14 protein-coding genes and 1 pseudogene are annotated in these 15,655 nt (G+C 59.9%); 7 read left to right on the forward strand and 8 right to left on the reverse strand.

Annotation, left to right across the window (positions count from 1 at the left end; translation table 11 throughout):
- Positions 1-6: 6 nt before the first annotated feature.
- Positions 7-492, forward strand: a complete 486-nt coding sequence (locus CHH27_RS12305) for a hypothetical protein (RefSeq protein WP_094071846.1) — start codon at positions 7-9, stop codon at positions 490-492.
- A 47-nt stretch (positions 493-539) separates the two neighbouring features.
- Here CHH27_RS12305 and CHH27_RS12310 read toward each other — a convergent pair whose 3' ends face one another.
- Positions 540-1,007 carry an Lrp/AsnC family transcriptional regulator gene (locus CHH27_RS12310; RefSeq protein WP_094071847.1) on the reverse strand — a complete coding sequence of 156 codons (468 nt, stop codon included), beginning with the start codon at positions 1,005-1,007 and terminating at the stop codon, positions 540-542.
- A gap of 198 nt (positions 1,008-1,205) precedes the next feature.
- Here CHH27_RS12310 and CHH27_RS12315 point away from each other — a divergent pair.
- The 3 genes and pseudogenes from CHH27_RS12315 to CHH27_RS12325 all read left to right on the forward strand — a co-directional run bounded on the left by CHH27_RS12315 (position 1,206) and on the right by CHH27_RS12325 (position 4,152).
- Positions 1,206-2,203, forward strand: a pseudogene (locus tag CHH27_RS12315) (mitochondrial fission ELM1 family protein).
- A gap of 52 nt (positions 2,204-2,255) precedes the next feature.
- Complete coding sequence (gene trxB / locus CHH27_RS12320; protein WP_094071848.1) at positions 2,256-3,224, forward strand: thioredoxin-disulfide reductase; 969 nt, start codon at positions 2,256-2,258, stop codon at positions 3,222-3,224.
- Positions 3,225-3,255: 31 nt separating this feature from the next.
- Positions 3,256-4,152 (forward strand): LysR family transcriptional regulator, encoded by an 897-nt coding sequence (locus CHH27_RS12325; RefSeq protein WP_094071849.1) that lies wholly within the window; start codon positions 3,256-3,258, stop codon positions 4,150-4,152.
- Positions 4,153-4,178: 26 nt separating this feature from the next.
- Here the strand turns inward: CHH27_RS12325 and CHH27_RS12330 are convergent, their stop codons facing one another.
- Positions 4,179-5,870 carry a M20/M25/M40 family metallo-hydrolase gene (locus CHH27_RS12330; protein WP_094071850.1) on the reverse strand — a complete coding sequence of 564 codons (1,692 nt, stop codon included), beginning with the start codon at positions 5,868-5,870 and terminating at the stop codon, positions 4,179-4,181.
- Positions 5,871-6,009: 139 nt separating this feature from the next.
- Here CHH27_RS12330 and CHH27_RS12335 point away from each other — a divergent pair, with 139 nt between their 5' ends.
- Positions 6,010-6,429 (forward strand): Lrp/AsnC family transcriptional regulator, encoded by a 420-nt coding sequence (locus CHH27_RS12335; protein WP_198338410.1) that lies wholly within the window; start codon positions 6,010-6,012, stop codon positions 6,427-6,429.
- Positions 6,430-6,879: 450 nt separating this feature from the next.
- Here CHH27_RS12335 and msrP read toward each other — a convergent pair whose 3' ends face one another.
- On the reverse strand, positions 6,880-7,842 hold the full coding sequence (gene msrP, locus CHH27_RS12340) for a protein-methionine-sulfoxide reductase catalytic subunit MsrP (protein ID WP_094071851.1): 963 nt from the start codon (positions 7,840-7,842) through the stop codon (positions 6,880-6,882).
- Positions 7,843-8,181: 339 nt separating this feature from the next.
- Between msrP and CHH27_RS12345 the strand changes: the two genes are divergently transcribed.
- Positions 8,182-8,808, forward strand: coding sequence for a hypothetical protein (locus CHH27_RS12345; protein WP_094071852.1), 627 nt, complete (start codon positions 8,182-8,184; stop codon positions 8,806-8,808).
- Between the two features lie 98 nt (positions 8,809-8,906).
- Here CHH27_RS12345 and CHH27_RS12350 read toward each other — a convergent pair whose 3' ends face one another.
- Complete coding sequence (locus CHH27_RS12350; RefSeq protein ID WP_094071853.1) at positions 8,907-10,970, reverse strand: elongation factor G; 2,064 nt, start codon at positions 10,968-10,970, stop codon at positions 8,907-8,909.
- A 440-nt stretch (positions 10,971-11,410) separates the two neighbouring features.
- Between CHH27_RS12350 and CHH27_RS12355 the strand changes: the two genes are divergently transcribed.
- Entirely contained in the window at positions 11,411-11,713 is a 303-nt protein-coding gene (locus tag CHH27_RS12355; protein ID WP_157738896.1) for a hypothetical protein, read from the forward strand.
- Positions 11,714-11,742: 29 nt separating this feature from the next.
- On the opposite strand, the gene CHH27_RS12360 is transcribed toward CHH27_RS12355, so the two are convergent.
- From CHH27_RS12360 to CHH27_RS12375, 4 genes are all read right to left on the reverse strand, one after another.
- A complete protein-coding gene (locus CHH27_RS12360) occupies positions 11,743-12,222 on the reverse strand; it encodes a DUF992 domain-containing protein (protein WP_094071855.1) in 480 nt (159 codons plus the stop codon).
- A gap of 113 nt (positions 12,223-12,335) precedes the next feature.
- The gene (locus CHH27_RS12365) at positions 12,336-12,920 is read right to left on the reverse strand and encodes a hypothetical protein (protein WP_157738897.1); all 585 of its coding nucleotides are present in this window, start codon (positions 12,918-12,920) and stop codon (positions 12,336-12,338) included.
- A gap of 222 nt (positions 12,921-13,142) precedes the next feature.
- Complete coding sequence (locus CHH27_RS12370; protein WP_094071857.1) at positions 13,143-14,342, reverse strand: pyridoxal phosphate-dependent aminotransferase; 1,200 nt, start codon at positions 14,340-14,342, stop codon at positions 13,143-13,145.
- A gap of 156 nt (positions 14,343-14,498) precedes the next feature.
- Positions 14,499-15,629, reverse strand: coding sequence for a hypothetical protein (locus CHH27_RS12375; RefSeq protein ID WP_094071858.1), 1,131 nt, complete (start codon positions 15,627-15,629; stop codon positions 14,499-14,501).
- Positions 15,630-15,655: the final 26 nt, after the last annotated feature.

Genomic DNA, 15,655 nt, shown 5'->3' on the forward strand with positions numbered 1-15,655 from the left:
TGATTGATGGTCTTTCACGCAATCGCGGTGTGGCTGCTGGTCGCGTCACTGCCCCTGTGGGCCTATCGCTGGTTTCTCTATGCCAAGCTGGATGAGCGCGAACGCCAGATCTTCAAGCGTCTGGTGACGAAACGATACGAGGGCGCCTTTGCCTTCGGTGCGCGCATGTTCGGCTTTCTGGTCGCCCTTGCTGCGTCCGTGTTGCTTCTGGTTTACAGCCTTCGCTATTTCAAGCATGGCTCGCTTGAACTCGGCGTCTACAAGGAAACCGTCCGCACCCGTCTCTATTCCGGAATGGAACCGGTCGACCAGGCGCTGAACACCTTCCATTACGAACAGCCGCTCCCGGTCGCTATCTTGACCACCTGCTTCCTGCTCAGTGTGGTGTTTACGCTGGTCGCAACGGCTCTGCGCGATGTCGCTACGATCCTGCGGCTGCGCAAGAAGCTGGAACGCATCCAGTCCGGTCGCAGCGACGCGCAAGCGACCTGACAACGCGCCTCAAGCCTGAAGACTGTCCGGAAACGAGGTATTCGGCCTCAGTCGATCGGCACCACCGGTTCATCCTTGGTGCGCCGGATCGTCAGGGCGGTGCGCACGCTGTCGACATTGGGCGCGGCGGTCAGTTCGCGGATGATGAAGTTCTGGAAGGTCTGGAGATCCGGCGAAACGCATTTCAGAAGAAAATCGACCTCCCCGGACAGCATGTAGCTTTCCCGCACAAGCGGCCAGTTCTGCACCGTCTGTTCAAAGGCGATCAGGTCGGCCTCGGTCTGGCTATGCAGACCGACCATGGCAAAGGCCGTCACGTCATAGCCGAGCTGCTTTTCGTCCAGCAGCGTGCGGTATCCGAGAATCAGGCCGGCTTCTTCTAGGGCCCGGACCCGGCGAAGACACGGAGGCGCGGAAATGCCGACACGCCGCGCCAACTCGACATTGGTCATCCGTCCGTCTGCTTGCAATTCCTTCAGGATCTGCCAGTCAATGGCATCGAGCCGCGCTTTCACACCTGTCTCCTTAAAGCTTCCAACTGGACCCGGGTGTGGGCAATTACCACCGAGCCGGCCCCTCGTCTTGCGGAATGGGAGAATCCCGCGTTAACGTGTGTTTCAGGTGCCGAGTTATGATTTTTTGCGCGTTTGTGCAAGACTATAACAAAAATGCGCACGATTTCGAAAGATTACGATAGGGGAACTGCTCCTTAAATGCCACAGTTTGAGGAGATCGCGCCGTCGACCGCATGGGTCCTGACCGACGGCAAGGCCGGTGACTTGGCGCAATGCATCGGCGTAGTCGAAACGCTCGGCGTTCCTTATGAAACCCGGATCGTCGCACCAAAACCACCCTTTTCCTGGTGGCTTCCCTTCGGCCCGATCGACCCGCGCGAGTGGGAATCACGCCCAAAAAGCCCAATCGCTCTCCCCTATCCGGATATCGTCGTTGCCTCCGGCAGGCGCGCAGCTGGGTATCTGCGCCGGATCAAGCGGCGTTCGGGGGCAATACCTTTACCGTCTTTCTCAAGGACCCCCGCACCGGCCCGGAGGCCGCCGACCTGATCTGGGTGCCGGAACACGACAAATTGCGCGGCCGCAACGTTCTGGTCACGCCGACCTCTCCTCACAGGTTCTCCGCCAGCAAGCTTGCCGATCTGCGCGCCGAAACGCTGGTCGACATCGACCGGCTGAACCACCCGCGGGTGGCGGTCCTGATCGGCGGCGACAGCCGTCATCATACCTTCCGTGAAGAGGACCAGAAGCGCCTGCTTGCAGGCCTGCGCGACTTGGCAAATTCCCAAAAAGCGTCGTTGATGATCACGGCGTCGCGCCGGACGCCGCCGGATCTAGCCTATGGTCTTTCCAGCCTTGCCAGATCAGGACCCCATCTCTACTGGTCGGGCCAGGGGCCAAATCCGCTCGGACACTATCTTGCAAAAGCGGATGCAATCATCGCCACGGCCGATTCCACCAACATGATCGGTGAGGCCACAGCCACCGGAAAGCCGGTGCACGTGTTTCATCCTGCTGGCGGTCACGACAAGATCACCGGGTTTTTGGGGACTTTGGAACGGATCGGTGCAGTTCACCCCTTTCCAGGTCCGCTGAAAACCACTACCTACGAGCCGATAGATGCCACCCCGGTCATCGCGGACCGCATTCTCGCGGAATACGCAAGCTTTCGGCGGCAAGACTCACAGGAGCCCTGAAGACGGGCAACCGGACAGGAAGAGCCGGACCAAAGACAGGAAAAGGTGCGTCATGAGCACGGAACACAGCAAACTTCTGATCATCGGCTCCGGCCCGGCCGGTTATACGGCCGCCATCTACGCCGCGCGCGCCATGATCGAGCCGACCCTTGTTGCCGGCATCCAGCCGGGCGGTCAGCTCACCATCACCACTGATGTCGAGAACTATCCGGGGTTTGCCGATCCGGTCATGGGCCCCTGGCTGATGGAGCAGATGCAGAAGCAGGCGGAAAATGTCGGCACCAAGATCGTCTATGACACGATCATCAAGGCGGACCTTTCCCAGCGTCCGTTTCGGCTGGAGGCAGACAGCGGCACCGTGTTCACCGCGGACACGCTCGTGATCGCGACCGGCGCCCAGGCACGCTGGCTCGGCATCCAGTCCGAAGAGGATTTCATGGGCGCCGGCGTCTCTGCCTGCGCGACCTGTGACGGCTTTTTCTACCGCAACAAGGAAGTGGTCGTGGTCGGCGGCGGCAACACCGCCGTTGAGGAAGCTCTTTACCTGGCCAACCTCGCCTCCAAGGTGACGCTGGTGCATCGCCGTGACAGCCTGCGCGCGGAAAAGATCCTGCAGGACCGCCTGTTCAACAACCCCAAGATCGACATCGTCTGGGACAGCCAGGTCGACGAGATTCTCGGCGGCGGCATTCCCAAGGCCGTGACCGGCGTTCGTCTGAAAAACACCAAGACCGGCGAACTGTCGGAAATTTCCACAGATGGTGTTTTCATTGCCATCGGCCACGCGCCGTCGGTGGAACTGTTCAAGGATCAGCTCAAGCTGAAGCCGAACGGTTATATGGAAACCGCGCCGGATTCGACCAAAACCTCGATCCCGGGCGTTTTCGCGGCCGGCGATGTCACTGACGATATTTACCGCCAGGCGGTAACCGCCGCCGGCATGGGCTGCATGGCCGCGCTTGAAGCGGAGAAGTTTCTGGCCGAACATGAGGCCGCATCGACCAAACAGGCAGCCGAGTAAGGCTGCCTGCAACGCCCTTCGGAGGGGTCGCATGGACTGGGACAAGCTACGTATCTTTCATGCGGCCGCTCAAGCCGGCAGTTTCACCCATGCCGGTGACACGCTTCATATGAGCCAGTCCGCCGTCAGCCGGCAGGTCAGTGCGCTGGAACATGATCTGGGCGTGCCCCTGTTTCACCGCCACGCGCGTGGCCTGCTGCTCACGGAACAGGGCGAATTGCTCTATCGCACCGCCAGCGACGTCCTGATGAAGCTCGAGGCCGTCCAGTCAAGCCTGACGGACAGCAAGGAAAAACCCTCCGGCATTCTCCGGGTGACCACAACGGTCGGTCTCGGCTCCACCTGGCTCACCTCGCGGATCAAGAACTTCATCGACCTTTATCCCGATGTCGATCTGCACCTGATCTTCGACGATGACGAGCTTGATCTCGGCATGCGCGAGGCAGATGTGGCCATCCGCCTGCGCCAACCGACCCAGCCGGACCTGATCCAGCGCAAGCTGTTCACCGTGCATTTCCATGTCTATGCGTCACCGGAATATCTGCAGCGCTTCGGCGCACCGGTGTCGATCGACGATCTCGACAATCACCGCATCATCACCTTCGGCGAGCAGGCACCGGCCTATCTCAGGTCGATGAACTGGCTGGAAACGGCAGGACGTGTCACCACAAGCCCGCGCCGTTCGGTTCTGAAAGCCAACAACATCGTGGCGATCAAGCGGGCCGTTCAGAGCGGTGTCGGCATCGCCATGCTGCCCGATTACATCATTGACCAGTCTTCCAAGCTGGCGCCGGTGATGACCGAGCAGGAGGACAAGGTGCCCTCTTTCGACACCTATTTTGTCTATCCGTCCGAATTGAAGAACACGGCTCGCGTCACCGCATTCCGCGAGTTCCTGCTGGCCAACGCCCAGAACTGGGTCTACTAGGGCAAGGATCTCCTGCCCGCACCCCGTCAGCCATCCGCCAGAAACAGATCGCTGATTTCAGCCAGGATGCGGGGCAGCTCGTCAAAGGCGTAAGGGGCGTAAACGCGCTCGAACCGTTGATGGAACTCACGCCCCCACGGGCCGATATTCACCATGGGACATCTGAGGCTTTTCGGGTTTGGCTGATCAATCAGCCAACCCGGTGGCGTATTCCTGGCAACCAGCGCAGAAGAGCGGCCCTCCATGGAGCCAAAGAAGCTCATGTCGGAAATGCCTTCAAAATGGGGGCGCCAGATCAAGCGCCGGGACGGGTCATGCTGCCGCGTTGCCATGACGGCCGATATCGCGGTCTCAAGTGCGGTATCGTGCGCATGGTTCCGGTCGAGCCGGGTGGACGGATAGTGCAGACTGGCAAAACCGGTCACGATCACCGGTCCGGAGAGCCTTGCACGATCCACCAGCCAGATCACCAGCTCGCGGCTGACGGTCATCGGATTATCGACGCCTTCAAGCGCGGCCTGTTTTGCCATCAAGGCATTCTGGAAGCGGTCACCAAGCTGGCGTGCCGCTTCTGCCTTGAGATCCGCGTAGCTCAGAATGGGCATATCGGCAGGCTCCGGTCCGGCGGCGCTGCCCGACAGTGCGTAAAACCGGCGCGCATTGTCCGCCAGTCTGGCGAGACTGGCCTGCGCGGCAGCCTTTACCTGGCCAACAAAGCTGGCAAAGAGATCCTCCGGGTCCTGGGAATGGTAGAGCCAGTTGAAGGCAAGCCAGGTCCGCTCGGGGGTGGTGACCTCGTAAACGTCGCGCAGGTCCCTTGCTTCCAGACAGATCGGCGGCGGTGACACTGCGTCGCCGCCCCGGTCACTGAGGTCGGGATTGGCTTCGATCCGCCGCACGATCTCGGCTGCGATCATCTGGGCGCTGACACCCTCATAGGGGTAACTTGCATGCGAGCTCCTGCCGACCACCAGCGCAAAAGGCATCAGCTTGCCGATGGTGCCGGCAAAAACGGCGCGCCCCTCGCTGCCGTCGCCCTGGTCCGAGGTTACGTCCATGTTGATGGCCCCGGCAGGATCCAGACCCATGTCAGCCATCAGCTCCGGCAAGCTGTCGCGCAAGGCGCGCATGCCCCGGCTGTCACGTTCTTCGTCCGGACTGCAGCAAAGCACCAGATTGCCTGTCCGCTCGCTGCGCGCCGCGAACTGCTCAAGTACGGCAACACCGGCTGCAAGGCCGCTTTTCATATCCAGCATGCCGCGGCCCGGCAGGAAGTCGCCGCTTGCCAGATCGGTCTTCGCACGCTCCTCCTGCAGCGTCAGGTTTGGCCTTTCCAGATCCGCGAGCAGAGCCGTTCTGAGTTCATAAGGCTCCCGGCTGAGATCCTTGAGATCGTGATAGTTTTCAACGGACACGGTGTCATAGTGCCCTGTCAGCAGCAGGGCCTTGCGGCCGGCGCCGCGAACCACTGCCACGACGTTGCGGGCCGGCGTGCCCTCCAGTCCCTCCACCAGACGGATGTCGTCGGGGTTGTCGCGGAAATACGGTATCTCGCTCAAAAGCGCCACAAGCTGCCGTGCAAAGGCCGCCTCGCCGGGCGTTCCGGTTTCGCTGGCAAGGCGCACCAGCCGGCAGGCGAGTTCCTCGACGCGCTCCGCTGGCTGCCATACTCCATGAGCGTGGTTTGCTTCCACAGGCGCCGCTGTGTCCGGTGTCATTCCTGTTCCTTCCCTGTCTGGCCTCTTTGCCAAAACATCCCCCGGACAAGGGTCAAGGAATACGCAAAAACCTGTCAAATTATCTAGTATTCTGCGTATTCTGTCAGTTCGATTAACGAAACTGACAGCGAAGACAGACATGATGGATGACCTGGACCGGAGACTGATCGCGGAATTGCGCATCAACAGCAGGGCCTCTCTGCCCAAGCTTGCCGAGATCCTGAAAGTTGCGCGCGGCACGGTTCAGACCCGACTGGACCGCCTGATTGCCAACGGCACGATCAAGAGCTTCACCATCCGCCTCAGTGACGACATGCCCGAGAATCTGCTGCGTGCGGTCATGCTGATCGAGTTGAGCGGCAACAACCTGAAGAACACGGTCGCCACGATCAAACGCATTCCCGGCATTGCTAGCCTCTCCAACACCAATGGCGTCTGGGACATCATCGCGGAAATCGAAGTTTCCAGCCTGCCAGCCATGAACAGTGTCATATCGGAAATTCGCATGATGAACGGCGTTGGAAAGTCCGAAACCTTCATGCTGCTGGGCCCGGCCTAGCCGCCAATCGCAGGGACACATGAGAGGGTCAGGTCAAAAAATATGCAAAAACCTGAGTGCAATTTTGCCAGGCAATCAAACCAGATCCGGGCTTCCGCAAAGAAATTCTGACGGAATACGCAAAAAATGTCGTGTGCCGCCGATTAATTGAACAGGATTAACATATTGGAAAACAAATCTTTTCCACCGCCACCAAAGCCTGAAAACACAGACCTGCGCAAAATGCATAGCAGGTCTGCGCACCTGCCTCTTGTTTATGCGGCTTGTGCACTGCATATAAGCATCACTGTTGGTCACGCGGACGTCACGTCCTCCTCCCAGTGATGTCCAGACCAGCTGTTCCCCTCTGGAAGGTGATTCCACTGGTTTCAGTGAATCAAAATAAACTGCCGGGTCCTTAAAGACCCGGCTCTTTTTTTGCCTATACTTTGCTGCAGCGCAAAATCTTCCCTACATGAACAGAAGCTCGCCCTTCATGTCCTTGTAGAGATGCGCCACCTGTTCCTCATAGCCATTGTAGAGAAGCGTGTCCCGCCGTTCGTCCGTGCCCAGGATCCGTTCCGATGCCTGCGGCCAGCGGCGGTGCGGCACCGACGGGTTCACATTGGCCCAGAAGCCGTATTCCTTCGGCTGGATCTCTTCCCAGAAGCTGACAGGACGCTGGTCCGTGAAGGTGATCTTCACCACCGACTTGATGCATTTGAAGCCGTATTTCCAGGGCGTCACCAGACGGACCGGAGCGCCGAACTGTTTGGCGAGTGGCTTGCCATAGACACCGGTCGCCATGAAGGTCAGCTCGTTGGTGGCCTCTTCCAGGGTCAGGCCCTCCACATAGGGCCAGGGATACCAGGACTGTTTCTGACCGCTTGCGACCGACGGATCGTGGAACGTCTCGAAACGCAGATATTTTGCACCCGTCTGAGGACCCGCGAGCTTGACCAGGTCCGCCAGTGCAAAGCCTGACCAGGGCACGGCCATCGACCAGGCCTCGACACAGCGGTGCCGGTAAAGACGCTCTTCCAGCGGCATCCTGGCCAGCAGATCGTCGATGTCGATGGTCTGCGGATTGTCGATCATGCCATCCAGCGTCACTGTCCAGGGCCGGATCTTGAGGGCCTGGGCCGCCGGCCAGATCTGCTTGTGTGAGCCGAACTCATAAAAATTGTTGTATTTGGACGCGACGTCTTCGGCGGTGAGGTCCCGGTCCAGCGTGTAGGCTGCATTGCGCGTGACCGGATAGAGCCCGGCACTCGGGTCTTCTTCCGCAAAAGCCGGCCGGAGACCAAGCCCGCTGCCGAGAAGCGCACCGCCGCCGGCAAGACCTGCCAGGATCTGCCGCCGGTTCAGGAAAACGGCCTCCGGCGTGGCATCGCGCTCAGCAAGGTTCCAGCTGCGTTTCTTCAGGATGTTCATGCGTCTCACTCCATTTGCCCCGCAGGAAACCGGAATCGCTCATCAATGGCAAATAACGCCCTGGTGACCTTCGGCAACGAAACGGTGAAGAAGATCGCGGCCGCCTCTCGAACAGGCGCCCAACAGAAACGCCTCGGCGGGTGGACCACAAATCACCCGTCCTGTTAGGCCCGTTCCTGGATGAAACACGTGCCGGGCAAACGGCGGCCCGGCAAATCCGATCAGAACGATGAAGCAGACCAGGATATACTCGGACCTAAACGAAGACTTTGAGATTGCACTGTTCGTCGAGGTGTTTTGAACTGATGGAAGAATTTTCCCTGCCCATTACAAGGACCAATGATGTTCGAAGCATTTTCTTCAGCATTCGAAATAGACCATGAATTGAGCCAATCAGCGATTCAAGTTTCAGAAGCTCTGCCAAAGGCAACCGGCCTTGAAGTTTTCCTGCAAACCTTTGCAGGAAGCTCTTTCAACCGCGGGCTTTATCGTGTGCACACTCCACAATCCATGCTCCAGTGGAACCAACTCGCCTTGAAAGCGTTTCCAGAGCTTCCGAAGGGAATTTTCTGCTTCGGTTACGACTGGCTGGGACGTCAATTCTGTCTGGACCCAAGCCGGATGGAGTCCGGGGAACCTTTGGTCGTAATGCTGGAACCGGGGACAGGTGACTATTTTGAAATCCCGACAAGTTTTCTGCAGTTTCATAACGAAGAGCTGGACAACCATGCCGATGCCGCCCTCGCCACCGGCTTTCACGCTGACTGGCTAAAGGCGTCCAATCAGGTTCCAGCTCATTCCCAGTGCGTTGGCTACAATCACCCGCTATTCCTCGGGGGCAATGACGACATAGCGAACCTGACACTCAGCGACATGAGCATCTACTGGGATGTCATGGTTCAGCTGATTTGCAAGACCAGAGATCTTCCTCCCGGAACTCCGATTGGAGAAATTGCCTTCAAGTAGTCAAGTTCCCGTTTCTCAGCGCCGCGATTGGACCATGCGCGGAAAGGGTCGCTTGGCGGCCCTTTCCTTCAGTTTGTTTGGCCAGCTCACCGAACGATTCAAGCCGCCTGTTTGCCCGATCTTTGCAGAGCCTGATCAGCCGCCTTGCCGGAGAGTTCGGCCATGTGGTCGAATTCAGAAGTGTAGCTGGCCACACCTGCCGTTGCCGAACGCAGCTCGATGATCAGGTCGCCGATTTCAGCTTCCGGCATCAGGGCCTGCACCTCGTCCCAGCCGGTCCAGCCGGGCCTGGCGTCAAACCCCAGCAATTGCCCACGCCGGGCCGAGACAATGGCATTGACCTTGGCCGTCGCCTCATTCGGGCAAACCACCACCACCTTGTGGATGGGCTCCAGCAGCACCGGCTTGCACTCCGGCAGGCCCTCGCGGATCGCCAGGATGCCGGCCATCTTGAACGCCTGGTCGGAGCTGTCGACGGAGTGGTAGGACCCATCCGTCAGGCAAACGGCGACGTCGACCACCGGGAAGCCGAGCGGCCCCTGCCCGAGCGCTTCCAGAACGCCGTCCCTGACGGAGGGAATATACTGTTTCGGCACGACGCCGCCGGTGATCGTGTCGGTAAACTGGATCCCCTCGCCGCGCGGCAGAGGCCTGATCTCCAGAACGGCATCGCCGAACTGACCATGACCACCCGACTGTTTCTTGTGCCGGCCGCGGATCTTGGTGCCCGACCTGATGGTCTCCGAATAAGGCACGTGCGGTGTATGGGCCGTGATGTCGAGGCCGTATTTTCCGGCCAACCGCTCCTGCGCCACTCTGAGATGCATTTCGCCCTGCCCCGCCAGAAGGGTTTCAGCCGTGGTCTGGTTCTGGGTCACGGTCAGCGACCGGTCTTCCTCGACCAGCTTGGCCAGCGCCGTGGAGAGCCGGACTTCGTCCTTGCGCTGCGAAGCCGCGATGGCGGTTGCCAGCACCGGACTGCGCGGTTCGGGCGTTTCCAGGCTGGAAATCCTGCCGGCCTCGAAGCACAGGAGATCCCCGGTCTGCACCTCATCAAGCCGGCCAAGACCGACCAGGTCGCCCTTTCCTGCGGTAGCGATCTTGTTCGCCTGTTGACCGAAGATCGAGAACAGGCCCGAGACCTTGATCTCCTGGTCACCGTTCAGGAACAGGCTGTCGCCGTCCGACACCACGCCGTCCAGAACCCTGGCAATCGACAGCTTGCCGCCATGCTGGGTATGCAGTGTCTTGACCACCTGAAGCGCCGACCGGTTTTGCGTGTCGAGAATGCGCCGCGACAGGCGGTCGACACCTGGTGCTTCGTGGCGAAGCGCCTTCAACAGGCGCCCGACACCATTGCCGTGTTCCGCCGAGCCGAAAAACACCGGACAGATCAGCCCGTCCTGCATTTCATTGACCAGATCCGCAAAGACCTGATCCTGGTCCGGCGCGATATCCTCAAGCAGCGCCTCCATCAGGTCGTCGTCGTGATCGGCAAGCAATTCCAGCATGGTGAAGCGGGCTTCGTGCTCGCGCGCCAGGTCCTCGTCGGACATGTCGATCTGCGTGCTGGCTTCCTTTTCGTGATAGACATGCGCCCGCTCCAGCGCGAGGTCGATAAATCCGGTTGCGTGACCGTCTTCCCAGATCGGGATCTGCCTCAAAACCAGTGGCACGGCCGAAGCCGGTTGCAGCAGGTTGAGCACATCCCGCACACGGCGCGTGCTCTTGTCGATCTTGTTCAAAAACAAAACCCGCGGAATGGCGCGGGCTTCAAGAGCTTTCAGGATCAGCTGCAAGGCGGGAACCTTGCGCTCGTCGTCCTCCGCGACGACCACCGCCAGATCCGCACCGCTCAAGGCGCCGTCCATCTCGCTCAAAAACTCAACGGATCCGGGACAATCGGCAAAGACAAACCTGTCGCCCATGAAGTCCACATCCGCGATATTCACTTCCACGCTCATGCCATGGGCACGCGCTTCCGGAGCGCCGTCGCCCACCGTGTTGCCGTCGGCAACGGTCCCCTGCCGGGCCACCTTTTCGGTCCGTGCAAGCAGCGCCTCCATCAGGCTGGTCTTGCCGCTGCCGAACGGCCCGACAAGGGCGATGCAGCGCGGCGTGCCGCCGGCAGAAGTTCCCTTTCCATGTGTCGTGATTGCCATATTGAGCCTCCCGTTTGCTCGAGGTCATCCTCGCAACAACGCGGCTCGGCCGGCAGGAAGAACGAGGCGAGTCCGAAGTCCCTCCCCCACTCAACTCGTTCCAACGACGCGGGCCTGCCGCGTCACGCCCGGATGGGATCGAAGGCCATGCCCGGCTCCGCAGGAACCGGACCCCGTCTTGTCAGTCCTTCGACCAGGGGCGGTATTCCATGGTCGCGCCGATAACGACCCAAACGCAAGGGAATCTTACGCGGCAGCGCAGCATTTCCGACCAGTTTCAAGTCTGACCCCTCAAGGCCTGAGCCAGATTTTCGTGCCTGCAAATAAGGCGACGGGCGCGGTTTACACGTCGCGCTCCGCATGAGCGGAGTTTTCCGTTTCTGGATAAATCGTCCGGTCACGCTATGATGGTCAGGAGCAACAACAGGCCGGAGAAACAGATGAGAACACTCGGCATATTCCTGTCAGGCGCTGTGCTCTCGGCCTGTCTCGCCGGCACGGCCTTCGCCCAGACCAATACGCTTCGGGGCCTGAACGATGCAACGCCCAACCGGCTGCCATCTGCCAGCCAGCAGCTCAACCAAAACCTCAACCGCCAGCAATCCGACTTTTCAACCCGGCAGCAGCTCGACAGTTCCGACAAGCTGAACCGGACAAATCAGATCAATCGCCTGAACACCCGGTCCGGCACCAGCGGATCGAACTGCCCCGGCGCCAACGCGGCCTGCAACCAGGGGCGCTAGAGCAGTTCCGATCACGCGATTATCCGGTACTAGTTGATCGGCTCCAGAGTGAGCTTGCTGACGCCGAGCGTAAGGTTCGTACCGGTCTGGCTTTCCAGGCTGAACGGGTTCAGCGCGATCGACCGGTCAAAACCGCCAAGCAGTGCATTCGCCTTAATGCCCGCGCCAACGCTGGCACCAGCGGTCAGGCCGCCATAGGTTCCGGCGAGCAGCCCCGGTTTCCTGTCCGCAGAGGGCGCCAGCACACCCCAGACCAGGGTCGCTTCCTTGGTTTTGCCGATATCAAGGCCATAGTCACGGACCTTGCCGCGGTAATACTCGATCGCGCCCCCGTCGACCGGTTTAAAACTGCAGCCGAGCGTCGCGGACGAGCCGACAATGAAGGAATGTTCGCCCTCTACCAGGCAGTTCAGCGTACCAATCTCCACCTTCGGGCTGTTTTCGGAGGCCAGAGCCGGTGCGGCGGCGGCAATCAAAGCGGCAGCAAGAACGGGCTTCAGAAATTGCATGGGAAAACTCTCCAGATCAATTGAGGGCCGCCGAAGGACCGGATGGCCGGCGGGTGCGAGAGATATGGTAGGCCATCGCGTCAAAATCGGGGCAGCCTTGTCACGCTTGCCCTTCAGGTGACCAGGTCGGACTGGGCGCTGCCTGATGTGGCCGTTCCGGCAACGACAAGACCGGTTGCCGCATCTCCCGACCAGCGAAGCAGCAGGAACCGGCGACCGACGATCAGACCCGTCAACGTGACCACAACAGGCAAGAGACTGTTGCCGGGCATCCAGATTGCCCACGCGGCGCCGGAGCCGGCGACGAACAGCATGGCCAGCGACAGACGTCGTCGCAGGTTGGCCGGCAGATCCGGCGCAGCTGCAAACCCCTCACGGGTGAAGGCCGAAAGCACAGCTCCTGTCAGGGTCACGGTGATCAAGACCGCGCCATAGGAATAGCCCACGAGAAATTCCGCAAGAGCCGTGTTCCCGAAGCGGAAGAGGCCGACCATCAGCGGCGTGACCAGCAGGATATGCAAATTGACACCGAGCAACACCGGGTTCATCCGGGCCTTCAGACCGGCAAAGACCATGAAGACGACAAAGGCCAGACCGCAGCCGAACCAGCCTGCGAATTGCAGGTCGCCAGTCTGACGCCACAGCAGGATGAAACCGACGGAGGGCAGGCCCTCCAGAAGATCCAAAAGGAACTGCATTTGCCGGGATCTTGTCATCGACTTTCCTCCACCCTTGTTGAGTAGAGATAAGAACAAAGCCCAAAAAGTGCAAACTTGTAGCTCCTCAACCCTGACGTCATCTGATCGGAGCAGGTCAGCGACTGCCGATCCGGATCCAGGCGCCAGAGACCGCCAGCAAGGACGAAAAACAAAAAAAGGGCGGCCGAAACCGCCCTTCTCCAAAACACTAAGCTCTTGAACTTACTTCAAGTTACCGCAGAAGCGCTGAATGCGGGTGCAGGCTTCTTCGAGAGCTTCGGTCGAGGTCGCATAGGAAATGCGGAAATTCGGGCCAAGTCCGAAGGCCGAGCCGTGGACAACGGCCACACCTTCCGCCTCAAGCAGCTCGGAGACAAAATCCTCGTCGCTCTCGATGACCTTGCCGGAGGGCGCGGTCTTGCCGATGGTGCCCGCACAGGACGGGAACACGTAGAACGCTCCTTCCGGAACCGGGCAGGAGATGCCGCTGGCCTGGTTGAGCATGGAGACCACGAGATCGCGGCGCCCCTTGAAGATTTCGTTGTTCTTCGGAATGAAATCCTGGGTACCGTTCAGCGCCTCGACCGCCGCCCACTGGGCGATGGAACACGGGTTCGAGGTCGACTGGGACTGCACCTTGGCCATGGCCTTGATGAGATCGGCCGGGCCACCGGCATAACCGATCCGCCAGCCGGTCATGGCATAGGCCTTGGACACACCATTGACGGTCAGCGTGCGCTCATAGAGCTCGGGCTCCACCTGGGCCGGGGTGGTGAACTGGAAATCGTCATAGACGAGATGCTCATACATATCGTCGGTCATGATCCAGACCTGCGGATGCTTCTTCAGCACCTCGCAAAGCGCCTTCAGTTCCGCTTCCGTATAGGCGGCACCGGACGGGTTGGACGGCGAGTTGAAGATCAGCCACTTGGTGCGCGACGTGATCGCCGCATCCAGCGCTTCCGGAGTGATCTTGAAGGTCGACTTGTCGGCTTCCACGATCACCGGCTCGCCGCCCGCCAGCAGCACCATGTCCGGATAGCTGACCCAGTAGGGCGTCGGAATGATGACTTCGTCGCCCGGGTTGAGCGTGGCGATCAGGGCGTTATAGAGCACCTGCTTGCCGCCGGTGCCGACGGTGATCTGGTTGGTCGCGTAGGTGAGACCGTTTTCCCGCTTGAATTTCTCGACAATGGCCGCCTTGAGTTCCGGAATACCATCCACGGCGGTGTATTTGGTCTTGCCGCCATTGATCGCTGCAATGGCAGCTGCCTTGATGTTTTCCGGGGTGTCGAAATCCGGCTCGCCAGCACCGAGACCGATCACATCGCGGCCTGCGGCTTTCAGCTCGCGTGCCTTGTTGGTGACGGCGATGGTCGCAGAAGGTTGTACACGCGCCAATGCGTCAGCAAGAAAGCCCATAATGTCCTCCAGGGGGAAACGGGAATAACAGCGCGCGGACCGTAGAACCGTGCGCTGCGGAAGACAAGGGCCTCATGACAGCAAGTATGACAAAATTGCAAAGAATTGCCGACCAGACGGGAAGAGCTCAGAGATACACCGACAATCAGCGCGCATTTACATGCGCGTTTCGAGGATCAGTTTCGGATCTTTTGTATCTTCGTCGACCAGGCTGCACTTGAAACGCTTCTTCTTGGTCTGGCCATTGAGGATTGTCACCGGCACCGACAAGGGCACGTCGGACTCCTGTTTGGCCGCCCCAAGCAGTTCCGTATAATTGCTCGCGTGCAGCAATGTCTCCGTAATCGGTTTGCTTTCGATCACGTCGTGCGTCAGGTGATAGGTCTTCATGGCCGCATTGTTGGCTGCGATGATCATGCGCGACTTGGCGTTGACCACGAGCATCGGCGCACTGCAGATCTCAAACACCTTGGCAAAATCGACATCCCCGCCCATATGGCCGGCGGAAAACAAGACCCCGCCAACCGTGCCGCCAATGCGGAAATACATGGCTTCATATTTCAGGTCGGTGCTGTCGCCACTGGCCAGCAGGAACTTGCCACGGCCTGTCGCGCTCGCCCGACGTGTTAACGACGCCAAAGCCAGCGAGACAATGGTGCGGCCGACCCTCCCCTGGATGTGGGCAATATTGCGCCCGAGGATCAGCCGAGCGTCCTCGATCTGGAAGGTTTTCAGGAAGCCGTCGCTGGCGAAGCGGACATACCCGAAATTGTCGACCAGCAGCACAACACGGTTCGAGGACGCCACGAAGTGCTGCAGGATCGGCGCCAGCCCAAGGGCGATGCGGCCCGGATTGTCGTCATGCTCGCCGATCGAGGGGAAGCAGATCGCCAGAATACGTCCGTCGGGAAGCTCGTACCGATAGGCGACGATCGGAATGCCCGGAATACGGTGATCGGGTCCACCGCCAACGTCAAACGGCCCTGCCTGCCCGTCTCTGATCGCACCTTGCACAAGATGCAGGATCGTTTTCCGGTCCTCAGGTGACAGATGCCTCAATGCCTCGTTGGACGGCGCTTCCTGCAGATCCTTGACTTCGCTGTTGAAATTCTGCGAGCCGACCTCGTGCCAGAGAATGGTTTTCTTGCTGATATCGGCGATGAAGAACTGCAGTCCGGCCAGTGACAGGGCGGGCATTTCCCCGGCCGGCTGTTGTGCTGGTGCCGACGCCGTCGCGGCATCGTTCGGCTTTGCCGCCGTGGCGCGTTGCGCTGCATTGACTGTCATTCTAGGCCTGATCTTTTTGCGAAGGC

Source organism: Labrenzia sp. VG12, assembly GCF_002237595.1.
GTDB lineage: Bacteria > Pseudomonadota > Alphaproteobacteria > Rhizobiales > Stappiaceae > Roseibium.